This is a genomic window from Streptomyces sp. NPDC055955, from assembly GCF_042270245.1.
Lineage (GTDB): Bacteria > Actinomycetota > Actinomycetes > Streptomycetales > Streptomycetaceae > Streptomyces.
On sequence record NZ_JBHJYS010000021.1, the window covers coordinates 103,805 to 126,314 of the forward strand.

General features: G+C 71.2%; 18 protein-coding genes and 1 riboswitch. Of the genes, 7 read left to right on the top strand and 11 right to left on the bottom strand.

The annotated features are described in order from the left end of the window. The first annotated feature begins 389 nt into the window (after positions 1 to 389). Positions 390 to 1,460: a septation protein SepH gene (gene sepH / locus ACFC96_RS33875; protein ID WP_376615758.1), complete on the top strand. Its 1,071-nt coding sequence runs from the start codon at positions 390 to 392 to the stop codon at positions 1,458 to 1,460. Positions 1,461 to 1,628: 168 nt separating this feature from the next. Here the strand turns inward: sepH and ACFC96_RS33880 are convergent, their stop codons facing one another. Further along, positions 1,629 to 2,483, bottom strand: coding sequence for a sulfurtransferase (locus tag ACFC96_RS33880; RefSeq protein ID WP_376615760.1), 855 nt, complete (start codon positions 2,481 to 2,483; stop codon positions 1,629 to 1,631). 251 nt (positions 2,484 to 2,734) lie between these two features. Between ACFC96_RS33880 and ACFC96_RS33885 the strand changes: the two genes are divergently transcribed. Continuing rightward, positions 2,735 to 3,520, top strand: coding sequence for a VOC family protein (locus ACFC96_RS33885; RefSeq protein WP_376615761.1), 786 nt, complete (start codon positions 2,735 to 2,737; stop codon positions 3,518 to 3,520). Between the two features lie 259 nt (positions 3,521 to 3,779). Here the strand turns inward: ACFC96_RS33885 and ACFC96_RS33890 are convergent, their stop codons facing one another. From ACFC96_RS33890 to ACFC96_RS33905, 4 genes are all read right to left on the bottom strand, one after another. Next, on the bottom strand, positions 3,780 to 4,430 hold the full coding sequence (locus ACFC96_RS33890) for a thymidine kinase (protein ID WP_376250840.1): 651 nt from the start codon (positions 4,428 to 4,430) through the stop codon (positions 3,780 to 3,782). A 40-nt stretch (positions 4,431 to 4,470) separates the two neighbouring features. Continuing rightward, a complete protein-coding gene (locus ACFC96_RS33895; RefSeq protein WP_376615762.1) occupies positions 4,471 to 5,658 on the bottom strand; it encodes an alkaline phosphatase family protein in 1,188 nt (395 codons plus the stop codon). Then, positions 5,658 to 6,245, bottom strand: coding sequence for a DUF5998 family protein (locus ACFC96_RS33900; protein ID WP_376250836.1), 588 nt, complete (start codon positions 6,243 to 6,245; stop codon positions 5,658 to 5,660). The genes ACFC96_RS33895 and ACFC96_RS33900 overlap by 1 nt, the downstream gene beginning before the upstream one ends. Before the next feature lie 94 nt (positions 6,246 to 6,339). Continuing rightward, positions 6,340 to 9,162, bottom strand: coding sequence for a GNAT family N-acetyltransferase (locus ACFC96_RS33905; RefSeq protein ID WP_376615764.1), 2,823 nt, complete (start codon positions 9,160 to 9,162; stop codon positions 6,340 to 6,342). 177 nt (positions 9,163 to 9,339) lie between these two features. Here ACFC96_RS33905 and ACFC96_RS33910 point away from each other — a divergent pair, with 177 nt between their 5' ends. Next, entirely contained in the window at positions 9,340 to 9,621 is a 282-nt protein-coding gene (locus tag ACFC96_RS33910; protein ID WP_376250832.1) for an HPr family phosphocarrier protein, read from the top strand. Positions 9,622 to 9,836: 215 nt separating this feature from the next. On the opposite strand, the gene ACFC96_RS33915 is transcribed toward ACFC96_RS33910, so the two are convergent. The 4 genes from ACFC96_RS33915 to ACFC96_RS33930 all read right to left on the bottom strand — a co-directional run bounded on the left by ACFC96_RS33915 (position 9,837) and on the right by ACFC96_RS33930 (position 14,701). Next, positions 9,837 to 10,523, bottom strand: coding sequence for a GntR family transcriptional regulator (locus tag ACFC96_RS33915; protein ID WP_376615765.1), 687 nt, complete (start codon positions 10,521 to 10,523; stop codon positions 9,837 to 9,839). Between the two features lie 265 nt (positions 10,524 to 10,788). After that, entirely contained in the window at positions 10,789 to 11,577 is a 789-nt protein-coding gene (locus ACFC96_RS33920; RefSeq protein WP_376250828.1) for a M23 family metallopeptidase, read from the bottom strand. A gap of 12 nt (positions 11,578 to 11,589) precedes the next feature. Next, positions 11,590 to 11,746: riboswitch (cyclic di-AMP (ydaO/yuaA leader) on the bottom strand. 196 nt (positions 11,747 to 11,942) lie between these two features. Then, positions 11,943 to 13,328, bottom strand: coding sequence for a M16 family metallopeptidase (locus tag ACFC96_RS33925; protein WP_376250826.1), 1,386 nt, complete (start codon positions 13,326 to 13,328; stop codon positions 11,943 to 11,945). Beyond that, positions 13,325 to 14,701, bottom strand: a complete 1,377-nt coding sequence (locus ACFC96_RS33930) for a M16 family metallopeptidase (protein ID WP_376615832.1) — start codon at positions 14,699 to 14,701, stop codon at positions 13,325 to 13,327. Before ACFC96_RS33930 ends, ACFC96_RS33925 begins: the two co-directional genes overlap by 4 nt. A gap of 241 nt (positions 14,702 to 14,942) precedes the next feature. Between ACFC96_RS33930 and ACFC96_RS33935 the strand changes: the two genes are divergently transcribed. Then, the gene (locus ACFC96_RS33935; protein WP_376615767.1) at positions 14,943 to 17,399 is read left to right on the top strand and encodes a DNA topoisomerase (ATP-hydrolyzing) subunit A; all 2,457 of its coding nucleotides are present in this window, start codon (positions 14,943 to 14,945) and stop codon (positions 17,397 to 17,399) included. Positions 17,400 to 17,557: 158 nt separating this feature from the next. Here the strand turns inward: ACFC96_RS33935 and ACFC96_RS33940 are convergent, their stop codons facing one another. Next, on the bottom strand, positions 17,558 to 18,643 hold the full coding sequence (locus tag ACFC96_RS33940; RefSeq protein ID WP_376615768.1) for a CobW family GTP-binding protein: 1,086 nt from the start codon (positions 18,641 to 18,643) through the stop codon (positions 17,558 to 17,560). Between the two features lie 319 nt (positions 18,644 to 18,962). Between ACFC96_RS33940 and ACFC96_RS33945 the strand changes: the two genes are divergently transcribed. Both ACFC96_RS33945 and ACFC96_RS33950 read left to right on the top strand, forming a co-directional pair. After that, on the top strand, positions 18,963 to 19,517 hold the full coding sequence (locus ACFC96_RS33945) for a DUF6082 family protein (RefSeq protein WP_376615770.1): 555 nt from the start codon (positions 18,963 to 18,965) through the stop codon (positions 19,515 to 19,517). Between the two features lie 144 nt (positions 19,518 to 19,661). After that, positions 19,662 to 19,898 (top strand): hypothetical protein, encoded by a 237-nt coding sequence (locus ACFC96_RS33950; RefSeq protein ID WP_376615772.1) that lies wholly within the window; start codon positions 19,662 to 19,664, stop codon positions 19,896 to 19,898. 51 nt (positions 19,899 to 19,949) lie between these two features. Here ACFC96_RS33950 and ACFC96_RS33955 read toward each other — a convergent pair whose 3' ends face one another. Next, on the bottom strand, positions 19,950 to 21,116 hold the full coding sequence (locus ACFC96_RS33955; protein ID WP_376615774.1) for a citrate synthase: 1,167 nt from the start codon (positions 21,114 to 21,116) through the stop codon (positions 19,950 to 19,952). Between the two features lie 97 nt (positions 21,117 to 21,213). Here ACFC96_RS33955 and ACFC96_RS33960 point away from each other — a divergent pair, with 97 nt between their 5' ends. After that, positions 21,214 to 22,494 carry a citrate synthase gene (locus tag ACFC96_RS33960; protein WP_376615776.1) on the top strand — a complete coding sequence of 427 codons (1,281 nt, stop codon included), beginning with the start codon at positions 21,214 to 21,216 and terminating at the stop codon, positions 22,492 to 22,494. The last annotated feature ends 16 nt before the right edge of the window (positions 22,495 to 22,510 follow it).

A 22,510-nucleotide genomic window follows, 5' to 3' on the forward strand; every position in this document is an offset into this window, starting at 1 on the left:
TCTGGGGGTTCCGTGAACCACGCCACGTCCACCGACCCCGAACGAGGGACACCCCGTACCCAACTCCCGTCCCCCATGAGAACTTCGATGGCGTGCCGGTCCACCCGAGTGGCCCGAATGGAGTACCGTTGCGAGCCCTGGGTCCGGTCTCCCGTCAGGGTGCCCGGGGCCTTCCAGGACCGCCGGGAGGGGGTTCGTTGCACAGGGTGACGAGCTCGGTCACTTAGCGTTGCGAACAGGTAACCGTGCCATAACGGCGATCCAGGGCCCCGGCCCGACACGCCGGGCAACTCGGCAAGGTTGTGGCAGGCTGCACCCGGGCAGGCCACACTCGACTAGCGGAAGCAGCGACGCACGTGACGTCGGCAGGCACCACCCGGGAGGTCCCCATGCCCGAACTGCGTGTCGTGGCCGTCTCTAACGACGGCACACGGCTGGTGCTGAAGGCTGCGGACAGCACGGAGTACACGCTTCCGATCGATGAGCGCCTCCGGGCCGCCGTGCGCGGCGACCGTCCGCGCCTCGGCCAGATCGAGATCGAGGTGGAGAGCCATCTCCGCCCCCGCGACATCCAGGCGCGTATACGTGCCGGTGCCTCCGCCGAGGAGGTGGCCCAGCTCGCCGGGATCCCCGTCGACCGTGTCCGCCGCTTCGAGGGCCCTGTTCTCGCGGAGCGCGCCTTCATGGCCGAGCGAGCCAGGAAGACCCCCGTACGCCGCCCCGGCGAGAACGCGGGCCCCCAGCTCGGCGAGGCGGTGCAGGAGCGTCTGGTGCTGCGCGGCGCCGACAGGGAGACCATCCAGTGGGACTCCTGGCGTCGCGACGACGGCACCTGGGAAGTCCTGCTCGTCTACCTGGTCGCGGGTGAGCCGCACTCGGCGAGCTGGACGTACGACCCGCCCCGGCGGCTCGTCCAGGCCGTCGACGACGAGGCGCGCTCCCTCATCGGCGAGACCGACGACATCGCCGCGCCGGAACCCAGCTTCCCGTTCGTGCCGCGCATCGCGAGGCTGCCCCGCGACCGCCCGCTCGACCGGGCCCTCGACCGGCAGTTGGAGCGCCCCGCGCCGCCGGCCCCGGCACCGGAGATCACCGAGGAAAGTCCGACGGCCGTCTCCGCGACCGAGCGTGACTCGCTGACCAGCCTCCTGGAGGCCGTACCCAGCTACCGCGGGGACATCGTGGTCCCCGAGCGCCCCGTGGTGCCCGCACCCGAGCCCGTCACGGACGAGCCGGACCCCGCCGAGGCGGAGGAGCCCCCGGCTCCCGCCGCGTCCGCGGGAGCGGGTTCCGCCTACGCGGACGTCCTCATGCCCCGCAGCGTCGCGGGACACCGGGACCGCCTCACCGGCACCACCGACCGCCAGGCGGAGGCCGACGGGGTCCGTCCCGGACGGCGCGCGGCCGTGCCGAGCTGGGACGAGATCGTCTTCGGGACTCGCCGCAAGAAGCAGGACTAGCAGCAAGAAGCAGGACCGGTAGCCGCAAGGCGTACGGACGACACAAGGCGTACGGACGACGCAAGCCGTACGGACGACACAAGGCGTACGCAGAACGCGAACCGCACGCAGAGGGGGCCCGCGCCACATCGGCGCGGGCCCCCTCTCGTGTTCTCTACTGCCGGTGCCCTACTGGGGATCGGGGCCGGTCGCCACGGGGCGTGACGCGTCCGAGGACCACTCGGACCACGAACCGACGTACAGCGCCGCATCGATGCCCGCCACCGCGAGAGCGAGCACCTCGTGGGCGCCCGAGACGCCGGAGCCGCAGTACACGCCCACCTCGCCCGAATCCCCGGACGCGCCGAGGGACTTGAAGCGGGAGGCGAGCGCTTCGACGGGCAGGAAACGGCCGTCCTGTGCCACGTTCTCCGACGTCGGAGCGGACACCGCGCCCGGGATGTGGCCGCCTACGCGGTCGATCGGCTCCACGTCGCCCCGGTAGCGCTCGGCGGCGCGGGCGTCGAGCAGGACCCCCGAGCGGGCCAACGCGGCCGCCCCGTCGGCATCCAGGAGCCCCACGGCGCCCGGCGCGGGCTCGAAGGTGCCCGGCACGGGTGAGGGCACCGCGGTCTCCAGCGGACCCTCCCACGCGCCGAGACCGCCGTCGAGCACTCGCACGGACGGGTGACCCGTCCAGCGCAGCATCCACCAGGTGCGCGCGGCGGCCCAGCCCTGCCCTCCGTCGTACACGACCACGTCCCGGTCGGCCGACACACCGGCCCGCCGCATCACGGCGCCGAAGGACGCGACGTCCGGCAGCGGATGCCGGCCGGCCGCTCCGGCCGGTCCCGCGAGGTCGGCGTCGAGGTCGACGTAGACCGCGCCGGGGATGTGTCCGGCCTCGTATGCGGCCCGCCCGTCGAAGGCCGGGGCCCCCGCGGCCTTGGCCGCGCTGAGCTGCCAGCGGACGTCGAGGATGACCGGCGGGATCCCGCCCGCCGACTCGCTCATGAGTTCGGTTGCGGTGATGATGGCATTCATGAGGGCCATCCTTGCTCATGCTCTGGCCCGAGCGCCGTCGGTCGGCTAGCGTGCACGATCGACTACCGAGCGTTGACCGACCGACATCGCGAGGCTACGGCGCGGCAATGGATACGGACATCTGACCGGGCATCCTCGTGCGAGGCGTCCGTCTGTGGCGGCGCGGGCGACGGGCGTCGCACCGCCGCGGAGTGCAGGCATCAGCTCGGGCGCGTTGCGACACGTGATTTTGTTCCGAGGAGAGAGTGACGATGACCGAGGCAGCAGCCAGGCGCGCGCCGGGCACCCCGTGCTGGGTGAGTCTCATGGTGCACGGCATGGCGGCGACCCAGGAGTTCTACGCGGCTTTGTTCGGCTGGGAGTTCCGGCCGGGACCGCAGCAGCTCGGCCCCTACGTGCGGGCCCTGCTCGACGGCCACGAGGTGGCGGGGATCGGGCAGTTGCCGCCCGACCGCCATCTGCCCGTCGCCTGGACCCCGTACCTCGCCTCGGACGACGTGGACGCCACGTCCGAGAGCATCCGGCACTGCGGCGGCACGGTCGGCGTCGGCCCGCTCGACGCCGGGGAGGCGGGCCGGATGGCCATCGCGTCGGACCCCGCGGGCGCGGTGTTCGGCATCTGGCAGGCGGCCGAACATCTGGGGATGGCGCTCACCGGGGTGCCGGGGGCTCCGGCGTGGAACGAGCTGGTGACCCAGGAGACGGCGAGCGTCGCCAAGTTCTACGAGGTGACCTTCGGCTACGAGGAAGAAGCCGTCGTCTCCGCCGACTTCGACTATCTGACACTGCACCTGAACGGCACCCCGGTGGCTTCGGTGCACGGCGTGGGCCAGGCACTCCCGCGCGACCGGGGCGCGCACTGGATGACGTACTTCGAGGTGGCGGACGTCGACGAGTCGGTGTCCCTGGTCGAGGAGCTCGGCGGCCACGTCCTGAAGCCCGCGCGGGACGACTCTCAGGGCCGCCTGGCGACAGTCGCGGACCCGGAGGGTGCGGTGTTCACCCTCGTACGGTCGGAACCGCGCACTGAGGGCTAGGGCCTTTCGCCTGGATCAGGCCGGCGCAGGGAGCGGGTGCCGGCGCCGTGCATCGCAAGGCGGGGGAAGGAGACCACGCGGAGCGTCGGCGACCGACGACAACGCCGCGAGGCGCGGTACCGGCACCCGCGAGCCCGGCATGATCCGAATGCAAGACGCTAGGGCCTTTGGTTCGCATCAGGCCGGATCAGGGAACCCGGCATGATCCGAACGCAAGGCCCTGGGGCCTCCTCGCGGACCCCGGCGGTGGTTCAGGCGTTCAGGCCGAAGCGACCGGCAGCACCTCGGGAGACAGGGCCGCCGCGCGGGCCGTGGCGCTCGTGAGCTGCTTGCGGTGGTGGCGTCGGCACAGGACTTCGTAGCCGACCTCGTCGTCGCTCCGGTCCACGTCCCCGACGACGACCTGGGCGCCCTCGACGACCATCCGGCCGCCGACGGTGCGGGCGTTGTGCGTGGCGCGGGCGCCGCACCAGCACAGGGCCTCGACCTGGAGGACCTCGACGCGGTCGGCGAGTTCGACCAGGCGCTGGGAGCCGGGGAACAGCTTTGACCGGAAGTCGGTCGTGATGCCGAAGGCGTAGACGTCGAGGCCCAGGTCGTCGACGACGCGGGCGAGCTGGTCGATCTGGGCGGGGGCGAGGAACTGCGCCTCGTCCGCGATGACGTAGTCCACCCGGCCGCCCTGGGACAGCTGGTCGACGACGTACGCGTACACGTCGAGCTCGTCGGCGACCTCGACGGCGTCGGTGACGAGGCCGAGGCGCGAGGAGAGCTTGCCCTCGCCGGCCCGGTCGTCGCGCGTGAGGATCATGCCCTTGAGGCCGCGCGACGAGCGGTTGTGCTCTATCTGCAGAGCCAGGGTGCTCTTTCCGCAGTCCATCGTTCCGGAGAAGAACACGAGCTCGGGCATGGGGAGTTGAGGACCTTTCCGCGGTGGTGGAGGGGGACGATCAGGAGCGTACTTCGAGCAGCGGTACGAGCTGCTCGGCGGCGGTCATCGAGCCGTGGTTGCCGACCATGGCCGACTCCTTGGGCTCCCGCTCCGAGGCGATGATCACCACGTCGTCGTGGGCGGCCGCGATGACGTCACCCAGGCGCGCGTAGACCCGCTCGTCGATGTGCGGGCCGAACCAGCCGGCCTCGATCGCCTCGTCCCGGCTCGCGATCCAAAACTGCTCGCCGAGCACCTCACGCCACACGGTCAGGACGTCGGACTCGGCGCCCGGCACCGCGTAGACATGGCGGGCGCGGCCCTCGCCGCCGAGCAGGGCGACGCCGGCGCGCAGCTCCCAGTCCTCGTCGAAGTCGATGCGGGAGTGCTCATCGAACGGGATATCGATCATGCCGTGGTCGGCCGTGATGTAGAGGGCGCTGCGCGGGGGGAGCTGCTCGGCGAGGCGCTGCGCGAGGCGGTCCACGTACATGAGCTGGCCGCGCCACGGGTCGGAGTCGACACCGAAGCGGTGGCCCTTGCCGTCGACCTCGCTGTAGTACGTGTACACCAACGACCGGTCGCCCGCCGCCAGTTGCTCGGCGGCCAGGTCCATGCGGTCCTCGCCGGAGAGGCGTCCGCGGAAGGTGCCGCCGCTGAGGGCGATCTTCGTGAGAGGCGTCGACTCGAACGCGGGGGCGGAGACCTGCGCGGTGTGCACACCGGCCTCGTGGGCGCGCTGGAAGATCGTCGGGTACGGCTGCCAGACGTGCGGCTGGGTCCAGGGGATCCAGCGGAGCTGATTCATCAGCTCGCCGGTGTCCGGGTTGCGGACCGTGTAGCCGGGCAGGCCGTGCGCGCCGGGCGGCAGGCCCGTGCCGACCGAGGCCAGCGAGGTCGCGGTGGTCGCCGGGTAGCCCGCGGTGATCGGGCGGCCCGTGCCGCCGCGCGAGGAGGTGAGGAGCGAGGTCAGGAACGGGGCCTCGTCCGGGTGGGCCTGGAGCTGCTGCCAGCCGAGCCCGTCGATCAGGAACACGCACGCGCGGTCGGCGGGCGCGAGCTCGGATATCGCGGGAGTGCAGCCGGGGACGCCCAGGTGGGAACCGAGGGTGGGCAGCAGGTCGGCGAGGGAGCCGGCGCCGTACTCGGGCACAGGAGCGGACCGGACGGCGAGAGGCTCTACGTCGTCCCAGGCGGGCGTGGCCATCAGCGCGCTGTCGCCGAGGTCGCCTCGGACAGGGACTGGGCGAAGGCGAGGGTCTGACGGACGGTGTCGGGGCCGTCCCCGGTCTCGCTGACTCGCAGGCTCAGGTCGTCGGCGGTCGAGCTGCCCGTGTACCCGTGGTCCGCCTCGCAGTTGGGGTCGCCGCAGGCCGCGGGCTCCAGGTCGATGCGGGCGACGGCGCCCCAGCCGATGGTCAGGACGACCTCACGGGGCAGGGTGCCCGGGACGTACTTCTCCGGGTTGGCGACGACGCGGCTGAGCACGACCGACGAGATCCGGTCGAGCTTCACGGATTCGGTGGACGTCGTGGCGTACGGCGTCGGCGACGTGCTGTCCGCGGCCTGCTCGTCGGTGTGGCTGACGATGAAGCGGGTCCCGGTGAGGACGAGCACGGTGACGTGCCTGCGCACCTCGTTCGAGTCGAAGGTGGTCTCCTGGTGGACCAGATACGAACCGATGGGTTCGCCGCCGACCGCGGCCTCCACCGCCTCGGCCACGAGGGCCGGGTAGTAGCCGCTGCGCTCGATCGCCGCGCGGAGCCCTTGGGTCGTCGTACTGGTCTTGGCCATGAGGTCCATCCTAAAGCCCGGCGGGGGGCTCGCGGTGCGCCTGTGGACGGACGCGGAAATCACCCGTATGTGGGGCTCGTCTCACCCGGCCCGCTCAGTACGCGGGCAGGGTGCGCGGGCCGAGGTCGTCGCGGGCGGGCGGCGGGGCGAGCCGTATCGAGGCGCCGAGGGCCGAGAGGCCGCTCTGGGCGACGACGACGGGCTCCAGGGACACGGCGACGACCTCGGGATGGTCGTCCACGAGCCGCGAGACCCGTTGCAGCACCTCTTCGAGCGCGGCCGTGTCGACCGGCGCGGCGCCGCGCCAGCCGAAGAGCAGAGGCGCTGTCTTGATGCCCCTGACGATCGACTGGGCGTCCCGGTCGGTGACCGGAATCAGCCGGTGGGCGGTGTCGCCGAGCAGCTCGGACGCGGCGCCCGCGAGCCCGAAGGAGAGGACCGCGCCGGCGGCCGGGTCGATGACCGCGCGGACGACGGTGTCGACGCCGCGGGGCGCCATGGCCTGGACCACGGGCCTCAGCTCCTCGGGCTTGCCGAGCGTCTCGGACAGCTCTTGGTACGCGCGGCGCAGCTCCCCCTCGTTCGCCAGGTCGAGGCGCACCCCTCCGAGGTCGGCCCTGTGGCGCAGGTGCGGGGCGGTCGTCTTGAGGGCGACCGGGTAGCCGAGAGTGTGCGCGGCGGCGGCCGCCTCGTCGGGTCCGGGGGCGGCGAGGGTCTGGCGTACGTCGATGCCGTAGCGGGCGAGGAGGGCGCGGGCGTCCTCCGGGGCGAGCTCGGTGCCGCGCGGGTCCTCGTCCTTCGCGAGGAGCGCGGCGATGAGCTCGGCGGCGCCCGTCTCGTCGATGTCCTCGTACTCGGGGACCTTGCCGGGCTCCGCCGCGTCGCGCCGCCACTGGGCGTACTTGACGGCTTCGGAGAGGGCGCGGACGGCGCGCTCGGCGGCCGGGTAGGCGGGGATGAGCGCGGGCGTCGGGGCGAGCTCGTCCGTGGGCGGGCGTCCGGCCGGGGTGCCGCCGGGGGTCCTGGCGAGTGCCCGGGGGCCCGTGCTGGTGGCGGCGGAGAGCGCTTCGGCGAGGCCGCCGAGCTCCACGTGGACGACCAGGACGGGCTTGGTGGGGGTGCCGGACGCGGCCGAACTGAGGGCCTCGGCGAGCGCCGCGTCCTCGGCGGTCGACTCCCCCACCGCCGGCATCGCCGTGACGACGACCGCGTCGCACTTGTCGTCCGCGAGCGCCTCGGTGAGCGCCGCGTGGAAGTCCTCGGCGGACGCCGCGGTCGTCAGGTCCAGCGGGGGCTTGGGCCGCAGCCCTTCGGCGAGGCAGACGTCGTACGTGAGGAGGCCCAGCGACTCCGAGTTCCCGAGGATCGCCACGCGGGGGCCCGGCGGGAGGGGCTGGCGGGCCAGGAGCAGGCCGGTGTCGACGAGTTCGGTGATGGTCTCCACGCGGATGACACCCGCCTGGCGCAGCAGGTCGGAGACGGTGGCGTACGGCAGGCGCGTGGCGCGGACCGCGTGGCCGAGGGGCGCGATGCCGCTGTGCCGGGCGCCCTGCACCACGACGAGGGGCTTCGCGGCCGCCGTGCGGCGGGCGAGGCGGGTGAACTTGCGCGGGTTGCCGATGGTTTCGAGGTACATCAGGGCGACGTCCGTGTCCGGGTCGTCGTACCAGTACTGGAGTACGTCGTTCCCCGACACGTCCGCGCGGTTGCCGGCGGAGACGAAGGTCGACACACCTGTCACTCCGGTCACTCCGCCGCCGCGCCGCTGGAGGCGGGCGAGCAGCGCGATGCCGATGGCCCCGGACTGGGCGAACAGGCCCATACGGCCGGCGCGCGGCATCTCGGGCGCGAGCGACGCGTTGAGCCGCACCGCGGGCGAGGTGTTGATGACGCCGAAGGCGTTCGGCCCGATGAGGCGCATGCCGTACGAGCGTGCCTGGCGCACCAGTTCACGCTGGCGGGCGCGGCCCTCGCTGCCGGACTCGGCGTATCCGGCGGAGACCACGACGATCCCCTGCACCCCGCGCTCGCCGCACTCGGCGACGACTTCGGGGACGTACCGCGCGGGGACGGCGACGACGGCGAGATCGACGGGCTCGGCGGCGTCGATGTCGTGGACGGAGCGGTGGGCGGGGACACCGTCCAGGTCGCGCAGGTCGTCGGGGAACGCCCTGTTCACGGCGTGGAGGCGGCCGGTGAAGCCGGCGTCACGGAGGTTGTCGAGGACGCTGCGGCCGACTCCGCCGGGCGTGCGGCCCACCCCGATGACGGCGACCGATCCGGGGGCGAGGAGCCGGTGCACCGAGCGCGCCTCCGCGCGCTGCTCGCGGGCGCGCTGCACGGCGAGCGAGGCCTCGGTGGGTTCGAGGTCGAACTCCAGGCGGACGACGCCGTCCTCGAAGTGCCGCTTCTGGGTGTATCCGGCGTCCGTGAACACCTTGATCATCTTGGTGTTGGCGGGCAGCACCTCGGCGGCGAAGCGGCGGATCCCCCGCTCGCGGGCGACGGCGGCGATGTGCTCCAGGAGCGCGGACGCGACGCCCCGGCCCTGGTGGGCATCCTGGACGAGGAAGGCGACCTCGGCCTCGTCGGCGGGGGCGGAGGCGGGCATTCCCTGGGCGTTGATGCGGTCGTAGCGGACGGTCGCGATGAACTCACCGCCCACCGTGGCCGCGAGCCCCACCCGGTCCACGTAGTCGTGATGGGTGAAGCGGTGGACGTCCTTGGCGGACAGACGGGGGTACGGCGCGAAGAAGCGGTAGTACTTCGACTCGTCGGAGACCTGCTCGTAGAAGTTCGTGAGCCGCTCGGCGTCGTCGATGGTGATGGGCCTGATGCGCGCGGTGCCGCCGTCGCGCAGCACCACGTCTGCTTCCCAGTGGGCGGGGTATGCGTGCCGGTCCGACGGGGTCTGCATGGGCACAGCGTACGGCGCGGCGGTGACAGTCGTACGGGTCGCGGCGCGAGCGGGCCGAAGGCACGCTATGAGGGCCGACGGGCGTGTACGGGCGGTACGTAGGACCCATATCGGGCACGCCCACCGGTGTGGGAGACTGGTCTAGACAACCGTGAGAATCCTGAAGGGCAGCATCACATGGCTGAGCGCCGCGTCAACGTCGGCTGGGCCGAGGGCCTCCACGCCCGCCCCGCCTCCATCTTCGTCCGCGCGGCCACGGCGGCCGGCGTCCCCGTGACGATCTCCAAGATCGACGGCACCCCCGTCAACGCGGCCTCCATGCTCGCGGTGCTCGGCCTGGGCGCCGGCGGCGGCGAGGAGATCGTCCTGGCCTCCGACGTCGAGGGTGCGGACATCGCACTCGACCGTCTGGCCAAGCTGGTCTCCGAGGGGCTCGAGGAGCTTCCCGAGACCGTCTAGTACACAGGCCGGTACGGGGCTCGACAGTGACCCGTACCGGACGTCCGGATTCTTGGGCGTCGTTCACTGCTCGCAGAAGATCGCGCCGATTAAAGGGTCTGTTCGGATTTTCCGAGCAGACCCTTTGTCTTTCCGTGAGTCCGTTCCCATAATTCCGGAGCAGCACAGAAAGAGCCCTTGGAAATAGGCCGCCCTATTTGTATACGGCGGCTTTGTTAATGCTGAGGCCCCAGTGTGTTGACGGGATGTTGCGAAGTCCTCACACGGCCACCCGTACGAGGGGCGCGCAGGCGGTGGGCGGTCATCGCGCGCTCCGTGTGCTGCGCCGTGAGCGCCCGCGCGCGCTCCACGTCACCGCGCGCCACAGCGTCCACGATCGCCCCGTGCTCGGCCCAGGAGTCGGCGGGCCGCGCGGGCTGCTCGACGGTGTACATCCACGCGATCTTGTGGCGGAGCTGGGTGAGCATCGTGATCAGCCCCGGGCTGGCGGAGGCCTGTGCCAGCGTCTCGTGGAACCAGCCGCCCAGCGCGCGCAGGTCCTCGCTCCGACCTTGCCGGGAGCGCTCCTGACCCAGCCTGACCAGGCCGCGCAGCACCTTCAGGTGCGCCTCGGTGCGGCGTTGCGCGGCGCGGGCCGCGGCGAGCGGCTCGAGGAGCATCCGGATCTCCAGCTGGTCCGCCGCCTCCTGCGTGGTGGGTTCGGCGACGCACGCGCCCGCGTGCCTGCGGGTGACGACGAAGCCCTCGGCCTCCAGGGTGCGCAGCGCCTCGCGCACGGGAACGCGGGAGACGCCGTAGCGACGGGCGAGCACCTCCTCGGTGAGTCTGCCGCCGCGCTCGTGGACACCGGAGACGATGTCGTCGCGGATCGCCGTGCATACCGAGTGCGCCGGAATGCGCATGGACCGACCTCCGCCTTAATCCCCGCGAAACGCGGTAGACAGTCGCTCGTGCAGCGCGATCGAAGTCCGTTCAGCGCGCTTTCCCAGCGACTCTATTCCAGCGGGCCCGAATTTCCGACGGCGGGCCGTAATCCATGGATATTTTTTGGACAGCGCCGCCGGGAACGAACGCGCCGGTCCGGTGACGACCGCGGCCGGTGACGCCGAAAGCCCCGGCTCGGCGAGCCGGGGCTTTCGGTGCGTTGTCGCGCGTACGCGGCGAGGGTCAGACGTTGACGCCGTGCGAGCGCAGGTACGCGACGGGGTCGATGTCCGAGCCGTACTCGGGACTGGTGCGCGCCTCGAAGTGGACGTGCGGGCCCGTGACGTTGCCGGTCGCCCCGGAGAGGCCTATCTGCTGGCCCGGGGTGACCGTCTGGCCGACGGAGACGCCGATGGACGACAGGTGGCCGTACTGCGTGTACGTGCCGTCGTTCATCTTGATGACGATGTTGTTGCCGTAGGCGCCGCCCCAACCGGCCTCCACGACCGTGCCCGCGCCCACGGCGTGCACCGAGGTGCCACTGGCGGCGTGGAAGTCGATGCCGGTGTGGCTGCCGGAGGACCACAGGCCGCTGCTGGCCTTGTACGCGGTCGACACGTACGAGCCGGTGACGGGCAGGACGAAGGCGTTCAGGCGCTTGCGCTCGGCCGCACGGGCGGCGCGCTCCTTGGCCTCACGCTCGGCCTTGGCCTTGGCGGCGGCCTCGCGCCGGTCCTCCTCGGCCTTCTTCTTGGCCGCGGCCTCCGCCTTCTCCTTCGCGGCCGCCTTGTCGGCGGCCTGCTGCTGGGCGGCGGCCTGCGCGTCGATCTGCTGCGCGAGGGAGTCACCGATGGAGATGGCCTTGGTCAGGCCCGTCTGCTCGAGAGACGCGTCGTCAGCGGCGAGGGCGGGGGCGGCGAGGCCTCCGATGACACCGGTCGTGGTGAGCGCGGCGACGCCGGCGACCTGCGCGGTGGTACGCGTGAGACGGCTCGGGCGACGGTGCTTCCCGGTGGCACGGGTGAACGCCATGGAGTGGCTGATCCTTTCCTTCCTTCTCGCCTACCGGGTTAGCTGACGGGTTCGGAGCAGGAAGGTCTCCTACGGACCCCCTTCAGGAAAGGGCGTCCGATTCACCCCAGGGACGGTGGGTCCCCGGCTCCCCCGGCTCGCGCCTTGGGGGACTCGGCGATGACTGTCCGGTGCCGCGGGCGCGGCGTACATCTGGCGGACAGCCGGACCGACGCTAAGCGGGGCATCTTTCAATCAACAAACGGAACCGGGCTTTTGTAGCGCATGCCACAGGGCAGACAGGCAACCACTGGTTCAATTCGGACATACAAGGGCCCCGGTGGTCATCTCGCCCACCGGGGCCCCTCGTTGCACACCGGTCACGGTCAGCCCGTGACGACGGTCACCTCTCCGATACCGAGCGCCCTGACGGGCTCCTCGATCTGGGCTGCGTCACCGACGAGCACCGTCACCAGGCGGTCCGTCGGGAAGGCGCTCACGACGGCCGCGGTGGCCTCCACGGTGCCTGTCGCGGCGAGCCGCCGGTACAGCTCCGCCTGGAAGTCGTCCGGCAGGTGCTGCTCGACCTGGTCGGCGAGCGTCCCGGCGACGGCAGCGGCGGTCTCGAACTTGAGCGGGGCGACGCCCACCAAGTTCTGTACGGCCACGTCCCGTTCGGCGTCGGTGAGGCCCTCCGCGGCGAGCGTGCGCAGCACCTTCCAGAGGTCGTCGAGCGCCGGACCCGTGTTCGGCGTGTCCACGGAGCCGCTGATGGCGAGCATCGCGGCACCCGTCCCGTCCGGTGCCGAGCGCAGCACCTGGCCGAACGCCCGCACGCCGTAGGTGTAGCCCTTCTCCTCGCGCAGGACACGGTCCAGGCGGGAGGTGAGGGTACCGCCCAGGCAGTACGTGCCGAGCACCTGCGCCGGCCACACCCGGTCGTGCCTGTCCGCTCCTACGCGGCCGATCAGGATCTGCGTCTGCACCGCGCCCGGCCGGTCGACGATGACGACCCGGCCGGTGTCGTCGGCCGTCACGGGCGGTACGGGGCGCGGCTCGGTCGTGTTCCCCGTCCAGGCGCCCAGCGTGTCCGCGAGCAGGCCGTCGAGGTCGATGCCCGCGAGGTCGCCCACGACGACCGCGGTGGCCGTGGCGGGGCGCACGTGCCGGTCGTAGAAGGCGCGCACGGCCGCCGCGTCGATGGCCGCGACGGTCTCTTCGGAGCCCTGGCGCGGGCGGGACATGCGCGCGGTGGCCGGGAAGAGCTGCTTCGAGAGTTCCTTGGCGGCGCGGCGGCCGGGGTTGGCCGTCTCGTGCGGGATCTCGTCGAGCCGGTTGCGCACGAGACGTTCGATCTCGCTGTCCGCGAACGCGGGTGCCCTGAGCGCGTCGGCGAGCAGGCCGAGCGCCTTCGGCAGGCGGGAGACGGGGACCTCCAGAGAGACCCGTACGCCGGGGTGGTCGGCGTGCGCGTCGAGGGTGGCACCGCAGCGCTCCAGCTCGGCGGCGAACTCCTCGGCCGCGAGCTTGTCGGTGCCCTCGGAGAACGCCCTCGCCATGATCGTGGCAACGCCGTCGAGCCCGGCGGGCTCGGCGTCCAGGGGCGCTTCGAGGTTGATCTCGACGGCGACGACCTGCTGGCCCGGACGATGGCAGCGCAGCACCGTCAGGCCGTTGTCGAGGGTGCCGCGCTCGGGCGCGGGGAACGCCCACGGCCGCGCCGTGCCGGCCTGGGGCTGCGGGTGGAAGTCCATGGTCGCGAGCTCGGTCACTTGCCGGCCTCCTCGTCTGCGGTCTCGTCCGTGGTCGTGGCGGCGGTCTCGTCGGCGTTCTCGCCGGCCCCTTCGGGGGCCGTGGGCTCGTAGACGAGCACCGCGCGGTTGTCGGGGCGCAGATAGGCCTCGGCCACCTCCCGGACCTCTTCTGCGGTGATGTCCAGGACGCGCTTCACGGCGGTCAGGGCGAGCTGCGGGTCGCCGAACAGGACGGCGAACCTGCACAGTTCGTCGGCGCGGCCCGATACCGTGCCGAGCCGGTCGAGCCACTCACGCTCCAACTGGGCCTGGGCGCGCTCCATTTCCTCGGGAGTGGGCCCGTCGGCGGCGAACCGCGCGAGCTCCTCGTCGACGGCCTCCTCGATGACCGGCACCTCGACGTCGCCGGACGTCTTCACGTCCAGCCACCCCACGGAGGGCGCCCCCGCGAGCCTCAGGAGACCGAACCCGGCGGCGACGGCGGTCCGGTCGCGGCGGACGAGACGGTTGTAGATCCGGGACGACTCGCCGCCGCCGAGGACCGTCAGGGCCAGGTCGGCCGCGTCGCACGCGCGCGAGCCGTCCTGCGGCAGCCGGTAGGCGGCCATCAGCGCGCGGGCCGGGACCTCCTCCTCGACGACCTCGCGCACGCCCTCACCGATCCGCTCGTGCAGGGCGCCGTCGCGCGGGGGCTGCTTGCCGTCGTGGCGCGGGATGGAGCCGAAGTACTTCTCGACCCAGGCCAGCGTCTGCTCGGGGTCGATGTCCCCGACGACCGAGAGGACGGCGTTGTTCGGGGCGTAGTACGTACGGAAGAAGTTCCGCGCGTCCTCCAGGGTGGCCGCGTCCAGGTCGGCCATGGAGCCGATGGGCGTGTGGTGGTACGGGTGACCCTCCGGGTACACGAGGGCGGTCAGCTTCTCGAACGCGGTCCCGTACGGAACGTTGTCGTAGCGCTGGCGGCGCTCGTTCTTGACGACGTCGCGCTGGTTCTCCATCGACTCCTCGTCGAGCGCGGCGAGGAGGGAGCCCATCCGGTCGGCCTCCAGCCACAGCGCGAGCTCCAGCTGGTGGGTCGGCATGGTCTCGAAGTAGTTGGTGCGCTCGAAACTCGTCGTCCCGTTCAGCGAGCCGCCGGCGCCCTGCACCAGCTCGAAGTGCCCGTTCCCGTGGACCTGCTTCGAGCCCTGGAACATCAGGTGCTCGAAGAGGTGAGCCAGGCCGGTGCGGCCCTTGACCTCGTGGCGCGAGCCGACGTCGTACCAGAGGCAGACGGCTGCGACCGGGGTCAGGTGGTCCTCGGAGAGGACCACGCGCAGCCCGTTGTCGAGGCGGTGCTCGGTCGCTGTCAGGCCGCCGGAGCCGGCCTCGGCGGTGGCCGTGTGACCCATGGGCATGTACGTCCCTTCGATCGCGGAACTATCGCGGAAACTGCAGATGTGCTGCCAGTTCTGCCACTGTATGCAAGCGTTCTGACGCGTGGCGAAGTTCCCGCACTGGGTACGCCGAGAGCGAGCACCGAACGCCGTACGGACGGGTCGCGGTCGGCGTTGTCAGTGGGGCGGTCCACAATGGTGCGCGTCAGATTCTCGTACATGCCCCGGCAGCATCTGTGAAGGAGCCGCAGCAGCGATGGCCCGCCGCAGCACGAAGACCCCGCCTCCCGACGACTTCGAGGAGCGGATCCTCGACATTGACGTTGTCGACGAAATGCAGGGCTCCTTCCTCGAGTACGCCTACTCGGTGATCTACTCCCGGGCCCTGCCGGACGCCCGTGACGGCATGAAGCCCGTGCACCGGCGCATCGTCTACCAGATGAACGAGATGGGCCTGCGCCCCGACCGGGGCTATGTGAAGTGCGCCCGCGTCGTCGGCGAGGTCATGGGTAAGTTGCACCCGCACGGAGACGCGTCGATCTACGACGCCCTGGTGCGGCTCGCCCAGCCCTTCTCGATGCGCCTCCCCCTGGTCGACGGCCACGGGAACTTCGGCTCCCTGGGGAACGACGACCCGCCGGCCGCCATGCGGTACACCGAGTGCCGGATGGCCCCCGCGACGTCGCTGATGACGGAGTCGATCGACGAGAACACCGTCGACTTCGGGCCGAACTACGACGGCCAGGAGCAGGAGCCCGCCGTCCTGCCGGCCGCCTACCCGAACCTCCTGGTCAACGGCGCGTCCGGCATCGCCGTCGGTATGGCGACGAACATGCCGCCGCACAATCTCGGCGAGGTCATCGCCGCCGCCCGTCACCTGATCAGGCACCCGGGCGCCGACCTCGAGACGCTCATGAAGTTCGTCCCGGGCCCCGACCTGCCGACCGGCGGCCGGATCGTCGGGCTGTCCGGCATCAAGGACGCCTACGAGTCGGGCCGCGGCACCTTCAAGATTCGCGCCACGGTCTCCGTGGAGGACGTGACGGCGCGCCGCAAGGGCCTCGTCGTCACCGAACTGCCCTTCGCGGTGGGCCCCGAGAAGGTCATCTCGAAGATCAAGGACCTGGTCGGCTCCAAGAAGCTCCAGGGCATCGCGGACGTCAAGGACCTCACCGACCGCCAGCACGGCCTGCGCCTGGTCATCGAGATCAAGAACGGCTTCGTCCCGGAGGCCGTCCTGGAGCAGCTCTACAAGCTGACGCCGATGGAGGAGTCCTTCGGCATCAACAACGTGGCACTGGTCGACGGCCAGCCCCTGACGCTCGGCCTCAAGGAGCTCCTGGAGGTCTATCTCGACCACCGCTTCGAGGTCGTACGCCGCCGCAGCGAGTTCCGCCGTGCGAAGAAGCGGGACCGGCTGCACCTGGTCGAGGGCCTCCTCGTCGCGCTGGTGGACATCGACGAGGTCATCCGCCTCATCCGCTCCAGCGACAACTCCGCGCAGGCGAAGGAACGCCTGATGGAGCGCTTCTCTCTCAGCGAGATCCAGACGCAGTACATCCTGGACACGCCGCTGCGCCGCCTCACCAAGTTCGACCGCATCGAGCTGGAGACGGAGCGCGACCGGCTCAACGGCGAGATCGACGAGCTGACCGGGATCCTCGACTCCGACGCCGAGCTGCGCAAGCTCGTCTCGGCCGAACTGGCTTCGGTGGCGAAGAAGTTCGGCACCGAGCGCCGCACCGTGCTCCTGGAGTCGGCGGGCACGGCGGTCGCCGCTGTGCCCCTCCAGGTCGCCGACGACCCGTGCCGCGTGCTCCTGTCGTCCACGGGCCTGCTGGCGCGCACGGCGACCGCCGACCCCTTCGGGGACGACGAGGACGCCCGGCGCACCAAGCACGACGTGATCGTCTCCGCGGTCCCGGCGACCGCGCGCGGAGAGATCGGCGCGATCACCTCCGCGGGGCGCCTGTTGCGGCTCAATGTCATCGACCTGCCGCAGCTCCCGGAGACGGCCTCGGCGCCGAACCTCTCCGGAGGCGCGCCCGTCACGGAGTTCCTGTCGTCGCTGGAGGCGGACGAGAAGGTGGTCTGCCTGACCACCCTCGACGAGTCGTCCCCCGGCCTGGCGATCGGCACCGAGCAGGGCGTGGTCAAGCGCGTCGTGCCCGACTACCCGACGAACAAGGACGAGTTGGAGGTCATCGGCCTCAGGGACGGTGACCGCATCGTCGGCGCGGTGGAGCTGCGCACCGGCGAGGAGGACCTGGTCTTCATCACGGACGACGCACAATTGCTCCGCTACCAGGCCTCGCAGGTACGTCCGCAGGGCCGGGCCGCGGGCGGTATGGCCGGCATCAAGCTGGCCGACGGCGCCAAGGTGATCTCGTTCACCGCCGTCGATCCGGCCGTGGACGCGATCGTCTTCACGGTGGCGGGATCGCGCGGCACGCTCGACGACTCCGTCCAGACGACGGCGAAGCTCACCCCGTTCGACCAGTACCCGCGCAAGGGGCGGGCCACGGGCGGCGTGCGCTGCCAGCGCTTCCTGAAGGGCGAGGACTGCCTGAGCCTGGGCTGGGCGGGCCCGACACCGGCCCGTGCGGCGCAGAAGAACGGCACCCCGGCCGAGCTGCCCGAGGTCGACCCGCGCCGCGACGGCTCGGGCGTCTCCCTCGCGAAGACGGTCTCGGTGGTGGCGGGACCGGCCTAGGGCCTTGCGTTCGGATCAGGCCGGACCAGAGAGCAGGTGCCTCCGCCGTGCATCGCAAGGCGGCGGAAGGAGCCCACGCGGAGCGTCGGCGACCGACGACAACGCCGCGCGGCGCGGTACCGGCACCCGCGAGCCCCGCATGATCCGAACGACAGGCCCTAGTCCGCGTCCTGCGGCTCCTGTACGTATCTCAGGACGCCCCACATGCTGTGCTCGTCGGCATAGGTGTGCGGGGCGTCCTGGGCGCAGGCGGTCAGTTCCTTGCTCAGCCGCGGGGCGTCGATCCCGGCCCCGATGAGGACGAGCCGACTGAGCCGTGACTCCCCGGACGTCCAGGGCTCCGGCGAGAACCGCAGGAACCGACCGACGGCGTGCACGGTGTACTTGTTGCGCGCGTCGGCCGTCCCGAAGTCGACGTACCCCTTGATGCGGTAGAGCCCCTCGGGCCTGCTGTCGAGGAACGCCATCAACCGGCGTGGATCGAGCGGCACTTCGGACTCGACGGAGACACTGTCGTACGCGGAGTGCAGATGGCCGTCGTGCTGCTCGTCGCCGTCGGGACCGTGTCCGTCGTGCCGGTGGAGGTCGTCGAACGACAGCTGGCCGATCCGCTCGCGCGTCGGCCGGCAGTCGAAGAGGAACTCGGGGTCCACGCGCGCGTACGTCGCGGGAACTACCGCCGCGCCTCCGGCCAGCCCGCGCACGCGCTGCAGGACGCGGGCCAGGTCACTGTCCGGGATCCGGTCGGCCTTGTTGACCACCGCGAGGTCGGCGATGGCCAGATGGCGGTCGAGCTCGGGATGCTGCTCCCGCGTCGCGTCGAACTCGGCGGCGTCGACGACTTCCACCAGACCGCCGTACACGATCCGCGGATTCTCGCTGGCCAGCACCATGCGCACCAGCTCCTGCGGCTCGGCGAGCCCGCTCGCCTCGATCACGATCACATCGATGCCGTTGCGGGCCGACGGCCGGGTGAGCCGGTCCAGGTACTCGTCGAGCTCGCTCGCGTCGACGGCGCAGCACAGACACCCGTTACCGAGGGAGACGGTGGAGTCGCCGAGTTGCCCGGCGACGGCCATGGCGTCGATCTCGATGGAGCCGAAGTCATTGACGATGGCGCCGATCCGCGTGCCACCGCCATGGTGCAGCAGATGGTTCAGCAGGGTCGTCTTGCCGGAGCCCAGGAACCCGGCGAGGACGACGACCGGGATCTGCTGCGGAAGCTCCTGCCTCGGCTGACTCAACGCGCGACCTCTCTCACACCGACGCGCACGCAGGCGCGCATACCGGCGTTCTTACGACGAATGAATGCCGCCCCAGGATACGAGCGCGTAGAAACACCGCGAAGTGAACGATTGTTAGCGTCGCGGGCTGGGCACACGACAGGCATGGCGCCCGGACGAGCGACCCTGCTTCCCTCCGCGTGCCTCCTCTCCGCCCCCCGCCGACCAGAGCCGCTCGGCACCCTGGGGGGCGGCAAGCGCGCCGCCCACCGCTCGCCGGTCCTTTCCCGTCGCCCCGCACCCGACGACCGGCGGACGGTCGCCTGAACCGGGGGTTGACATGGCCACACAGAGTAATGGGGTACGGGGGATCGGGTCCGCCCTCCTCACCGCCGCGGCTCTCATGGGAGCCGCACTCGCGCTCACGGCGCAGCGACGTCGCCTCGAGGAGGCACACCTGCGAATCAAGCAGTTGGAGCAGGAAGAACTGGCACGCCAGCAGAGTGCCCGGGCCCAACAGCAGCGCGTGCACTGGGAACTGTCGCTGAAGGCGATCGACGACCCTTCGCTCGCAGCAGTGATCAACACGTATGACTCGGAGATCCCGCCGGGGAAGGTCCGCCAGTTCTTTTTCGCGAACGCCTGGTACGTCAATCTCTTCCACTTGGATCAGGCAGGCGTCATCGGCCAGGAGGATCTGTACGGTCGACTGCGCGACCTGTTCCAGAGCCCTGTCTTCCGCGAGTACTGGCGGGCGAGCCGGAACAATCGGGCGACTCTGCGCTACTCCTCTGACGAGGCCCGGCTCGGCCGTCTCGCGGACCGTCTCCTCGAGGAGCTCGAGGAAGCCGACACGGAAGAGTGGTGGGTCGTCGGCGATCCGCCGACGTTCTGACCGCCGGCCGTCAACACGTTGACGTCACTCACACGAGCGAGCCCCCTGAGGAATTCAGTGGCGTCGTTACACACAAGCCCCAACGGCCCCATTAGCCTGTCGGCATCCAGCTGAAAGCAAGCCTCACCTAAGGACCGGTACCCCTTGAAGATCGTGCGCCGCATCGGTGTGCCCCCGCACGCCCGTGGCAGTACCTCGGGCGCGAACTGCCCTGACGTATTCGAGCTGAGCGACGGCAACTTCGCCGTCATCGGGACAGAGGCCACCGCGGAGCTCGACAAGGAGCTTCCGCCCGATGCGGCACGTGCCGACTACGAGCGCATCGTGATCGTCAGCCGCGAGACGCTGGTGCGCGCCAAGGCCGACATCCCGGACGCGTAGCCCCCTCCGCTTCGGAGCCCGGTCCCCACGAAGGACCGGGCTCCGGCGCGTTCAGGACACGACCGGCACCGGCGCCGGAGCCGCCGGGCCCACATACCGGGCCGCCGGGCGAATGATCTTCGAATCCCGGGCCTGCTCAAGGATGTTGGCGCTCCACCCCACCACCCGCGCGGCAGCGAACGTCGGGGTGAACATCGCGCGCGGCAACCCGCACAGCTCCATGACCACGCCCGCGTAGAACTCCACGTTCGTGTGAAGTTCCCGCCCCGGCTTCAGCTCCGCGAGGATCATTTCCACATGGCGCTCGACCTCGACGGCGAACTCCACCATCGGCCCGCCGAACCCCTCGGCTATGCCCCGCAGCATGCGCGAGCGGGGGTCCTCAGTGCGGTAGACGGGATGGCCGAAGCCCATGATCCGCTCGCCCGCCAGGACCCGCTCGCGGATCCATCCGTCGATCCGGTCGGGCGTGCCGATCGCGTCGAGCGTGTCGAGTGCGCGGCTCGGGGCACCGCCGTGCAACGGCCCGGAGAGCGCCCCCACAGCGCCGACGAGGCAGGCCACGACATCGGCACCGGTCGACGTGACGACCCGCGCCGTGAACGTTGACGCATTGAACCCGTGATCAATGGTTGAGATCAGGTACTGCTCGATGGCGCGGGCGTGAGCGGGCTCCGGCTCCGAACCCGTCAGCATGTAGAGGTAGTTCGCGGCGTACGACAGGTCGTCACGCGGTTCGACCGGTTCGAGGCCGTCACCCAGTCGGTGCAGCGCCGTGAGCAGCGTCGGCACGACCGCCGCGGCAGCCAGGGTGTCGTCGCGCCGCCGCTCGTCGTCGATGTCGTACACGGGGCGGAAGCCCTGCGAGGCGCCGAAGAGCGACAGGGCGCTACGAAGCCCGGCGAGCGGGCCGGAGAGTGCTCCGGCACGGGCGATCACAGGCAGCGCGGCCCGCACGTCGTCGGGCAGCCGACGCTGGGCGGCCGTACGCGCGGTGAAGGCCGCGGACTGCGCGGCGTCAGGCAGCTCGCCGTGAATCATCAGGTGCCATACGTCCTCGAAGCTGCGGGTCTGCGCGAGCTCGACGGCCGAGTACTGGCGGTAGTGATAAAAGCCCTCACGCCCTCTGACGTCACCCAATTCGGTGTCGGTGACGACGACGCCCGCGAGTCCTCGCGGTACGTCGACAGGGGCGGCCGTGGTCCCGTTGATCGGCATGTTTCCTCCCTGGACTTGATTTGACTGTCCATGCTTGACTCGATGCTGTCAATATTGATTGAATCAATACTAGCGATACGGATATACGGTGGCGCGCATGACGGATCACGAACCCGCACCCGCGCGGGAAGCCCGGCGGCTCAGCACCAAGGAGACGGCCGAACTTCTGGGCGTGAAGCCCGAGACCGTGTACGCGTACGTGAGCCGAGGCCAGCTCAGCAGCCGCCGGGCGGGGGCCGGCTCGCGCGGCAGCACGTTCGATGCGGCCGAGGTGGAGGCGCTCGCGCAGCGCAACAAGCGGGAGCCCGCGGCCGGTTCAGCCCCGGGCGAGCTCTCCGTACGCACCCGCATCACGTTGATCGACAAGGATCGCTACTACTTCCGTGGGGTCGACGCGACCGAGCTCGCCAGGCGCCACAGCTATGAAGAGGTGGCCGAGTGGCTGTGGACCGGGACGCTGCGGCCCGGGGTCCGGTTCGCAGCCCCCCGGCAGTCCCTCGCCGCGGCCCGGCGCGCCGTGGGGGCTCTGCCGGAACACAGCGGCCCCGTCGACCGCCTGCGGGTCGCCGCGGTCGCCGCCGCCGTCGCCGACCCGCTGCGCTTCGACCTCTCCGAAGAGGCCGTGCTCGGCACGGCCCGCACCCTCATCCCGACGCTGGTCGCCGCCCTGCCACCCGTACGGCACACGCATCGCGACGGCGGACCGCTCGCCCAGCGCCTGTGGGGCCGCCTCTCGGGACGCGAACCCGACGATCCGTCACTGCGCGCTCTGGACACGGCACTTGGGCTTCTCGTCGACCACGATCTCGCCGCGTCGACGCTCGCCGTCCGGGTCGCGGCGTCGGCGCGCGCGCACGCGTACGCGGCTGTTTCGGCGGGCCTCGGCGTCATGGAGGGACCACTCCACGGCGCCGCCAGCGGTATCGCGCACCGCATGCTCCTCGATGTCCTCGACCGCGGCAGCGCCGCCCCTGTGGTAGCGGACGAGCTGCGTGCCGGACGTCGCGTACCGGGGCTCGGTCACCGCCTCTACCAGGGCGAGGACCCGCGCGCGCATGCCTTGTTCGCCCTCCTCGAAGAGATCCCGCAGGCCCACTCGGCCCTCGCGGCGGCCCGCGACGTCGTGGCGACGACCGCCCGTCACACCGACCTGCACGCGAATGTGGACCTCGCCCTCGCGGTCTTCACCGTCTCGTGCGGCATGCCCGCCGAGGCCGGTGAGACCGTCTTCGCGGTGGCCCGGACAGCGGGCTGGATCGCGCACGCGCTGGAGGAGTACAGCGAGCGCCCGCTGCGGATGCGGCCGAGCGGACAGTACGTGGGACTGCGCCCGCCTCAGCCGTTGCCCGCGCCCGACACCCCGCTGCAGGCCGAGTGAGGTTAGGCTCCCCTAC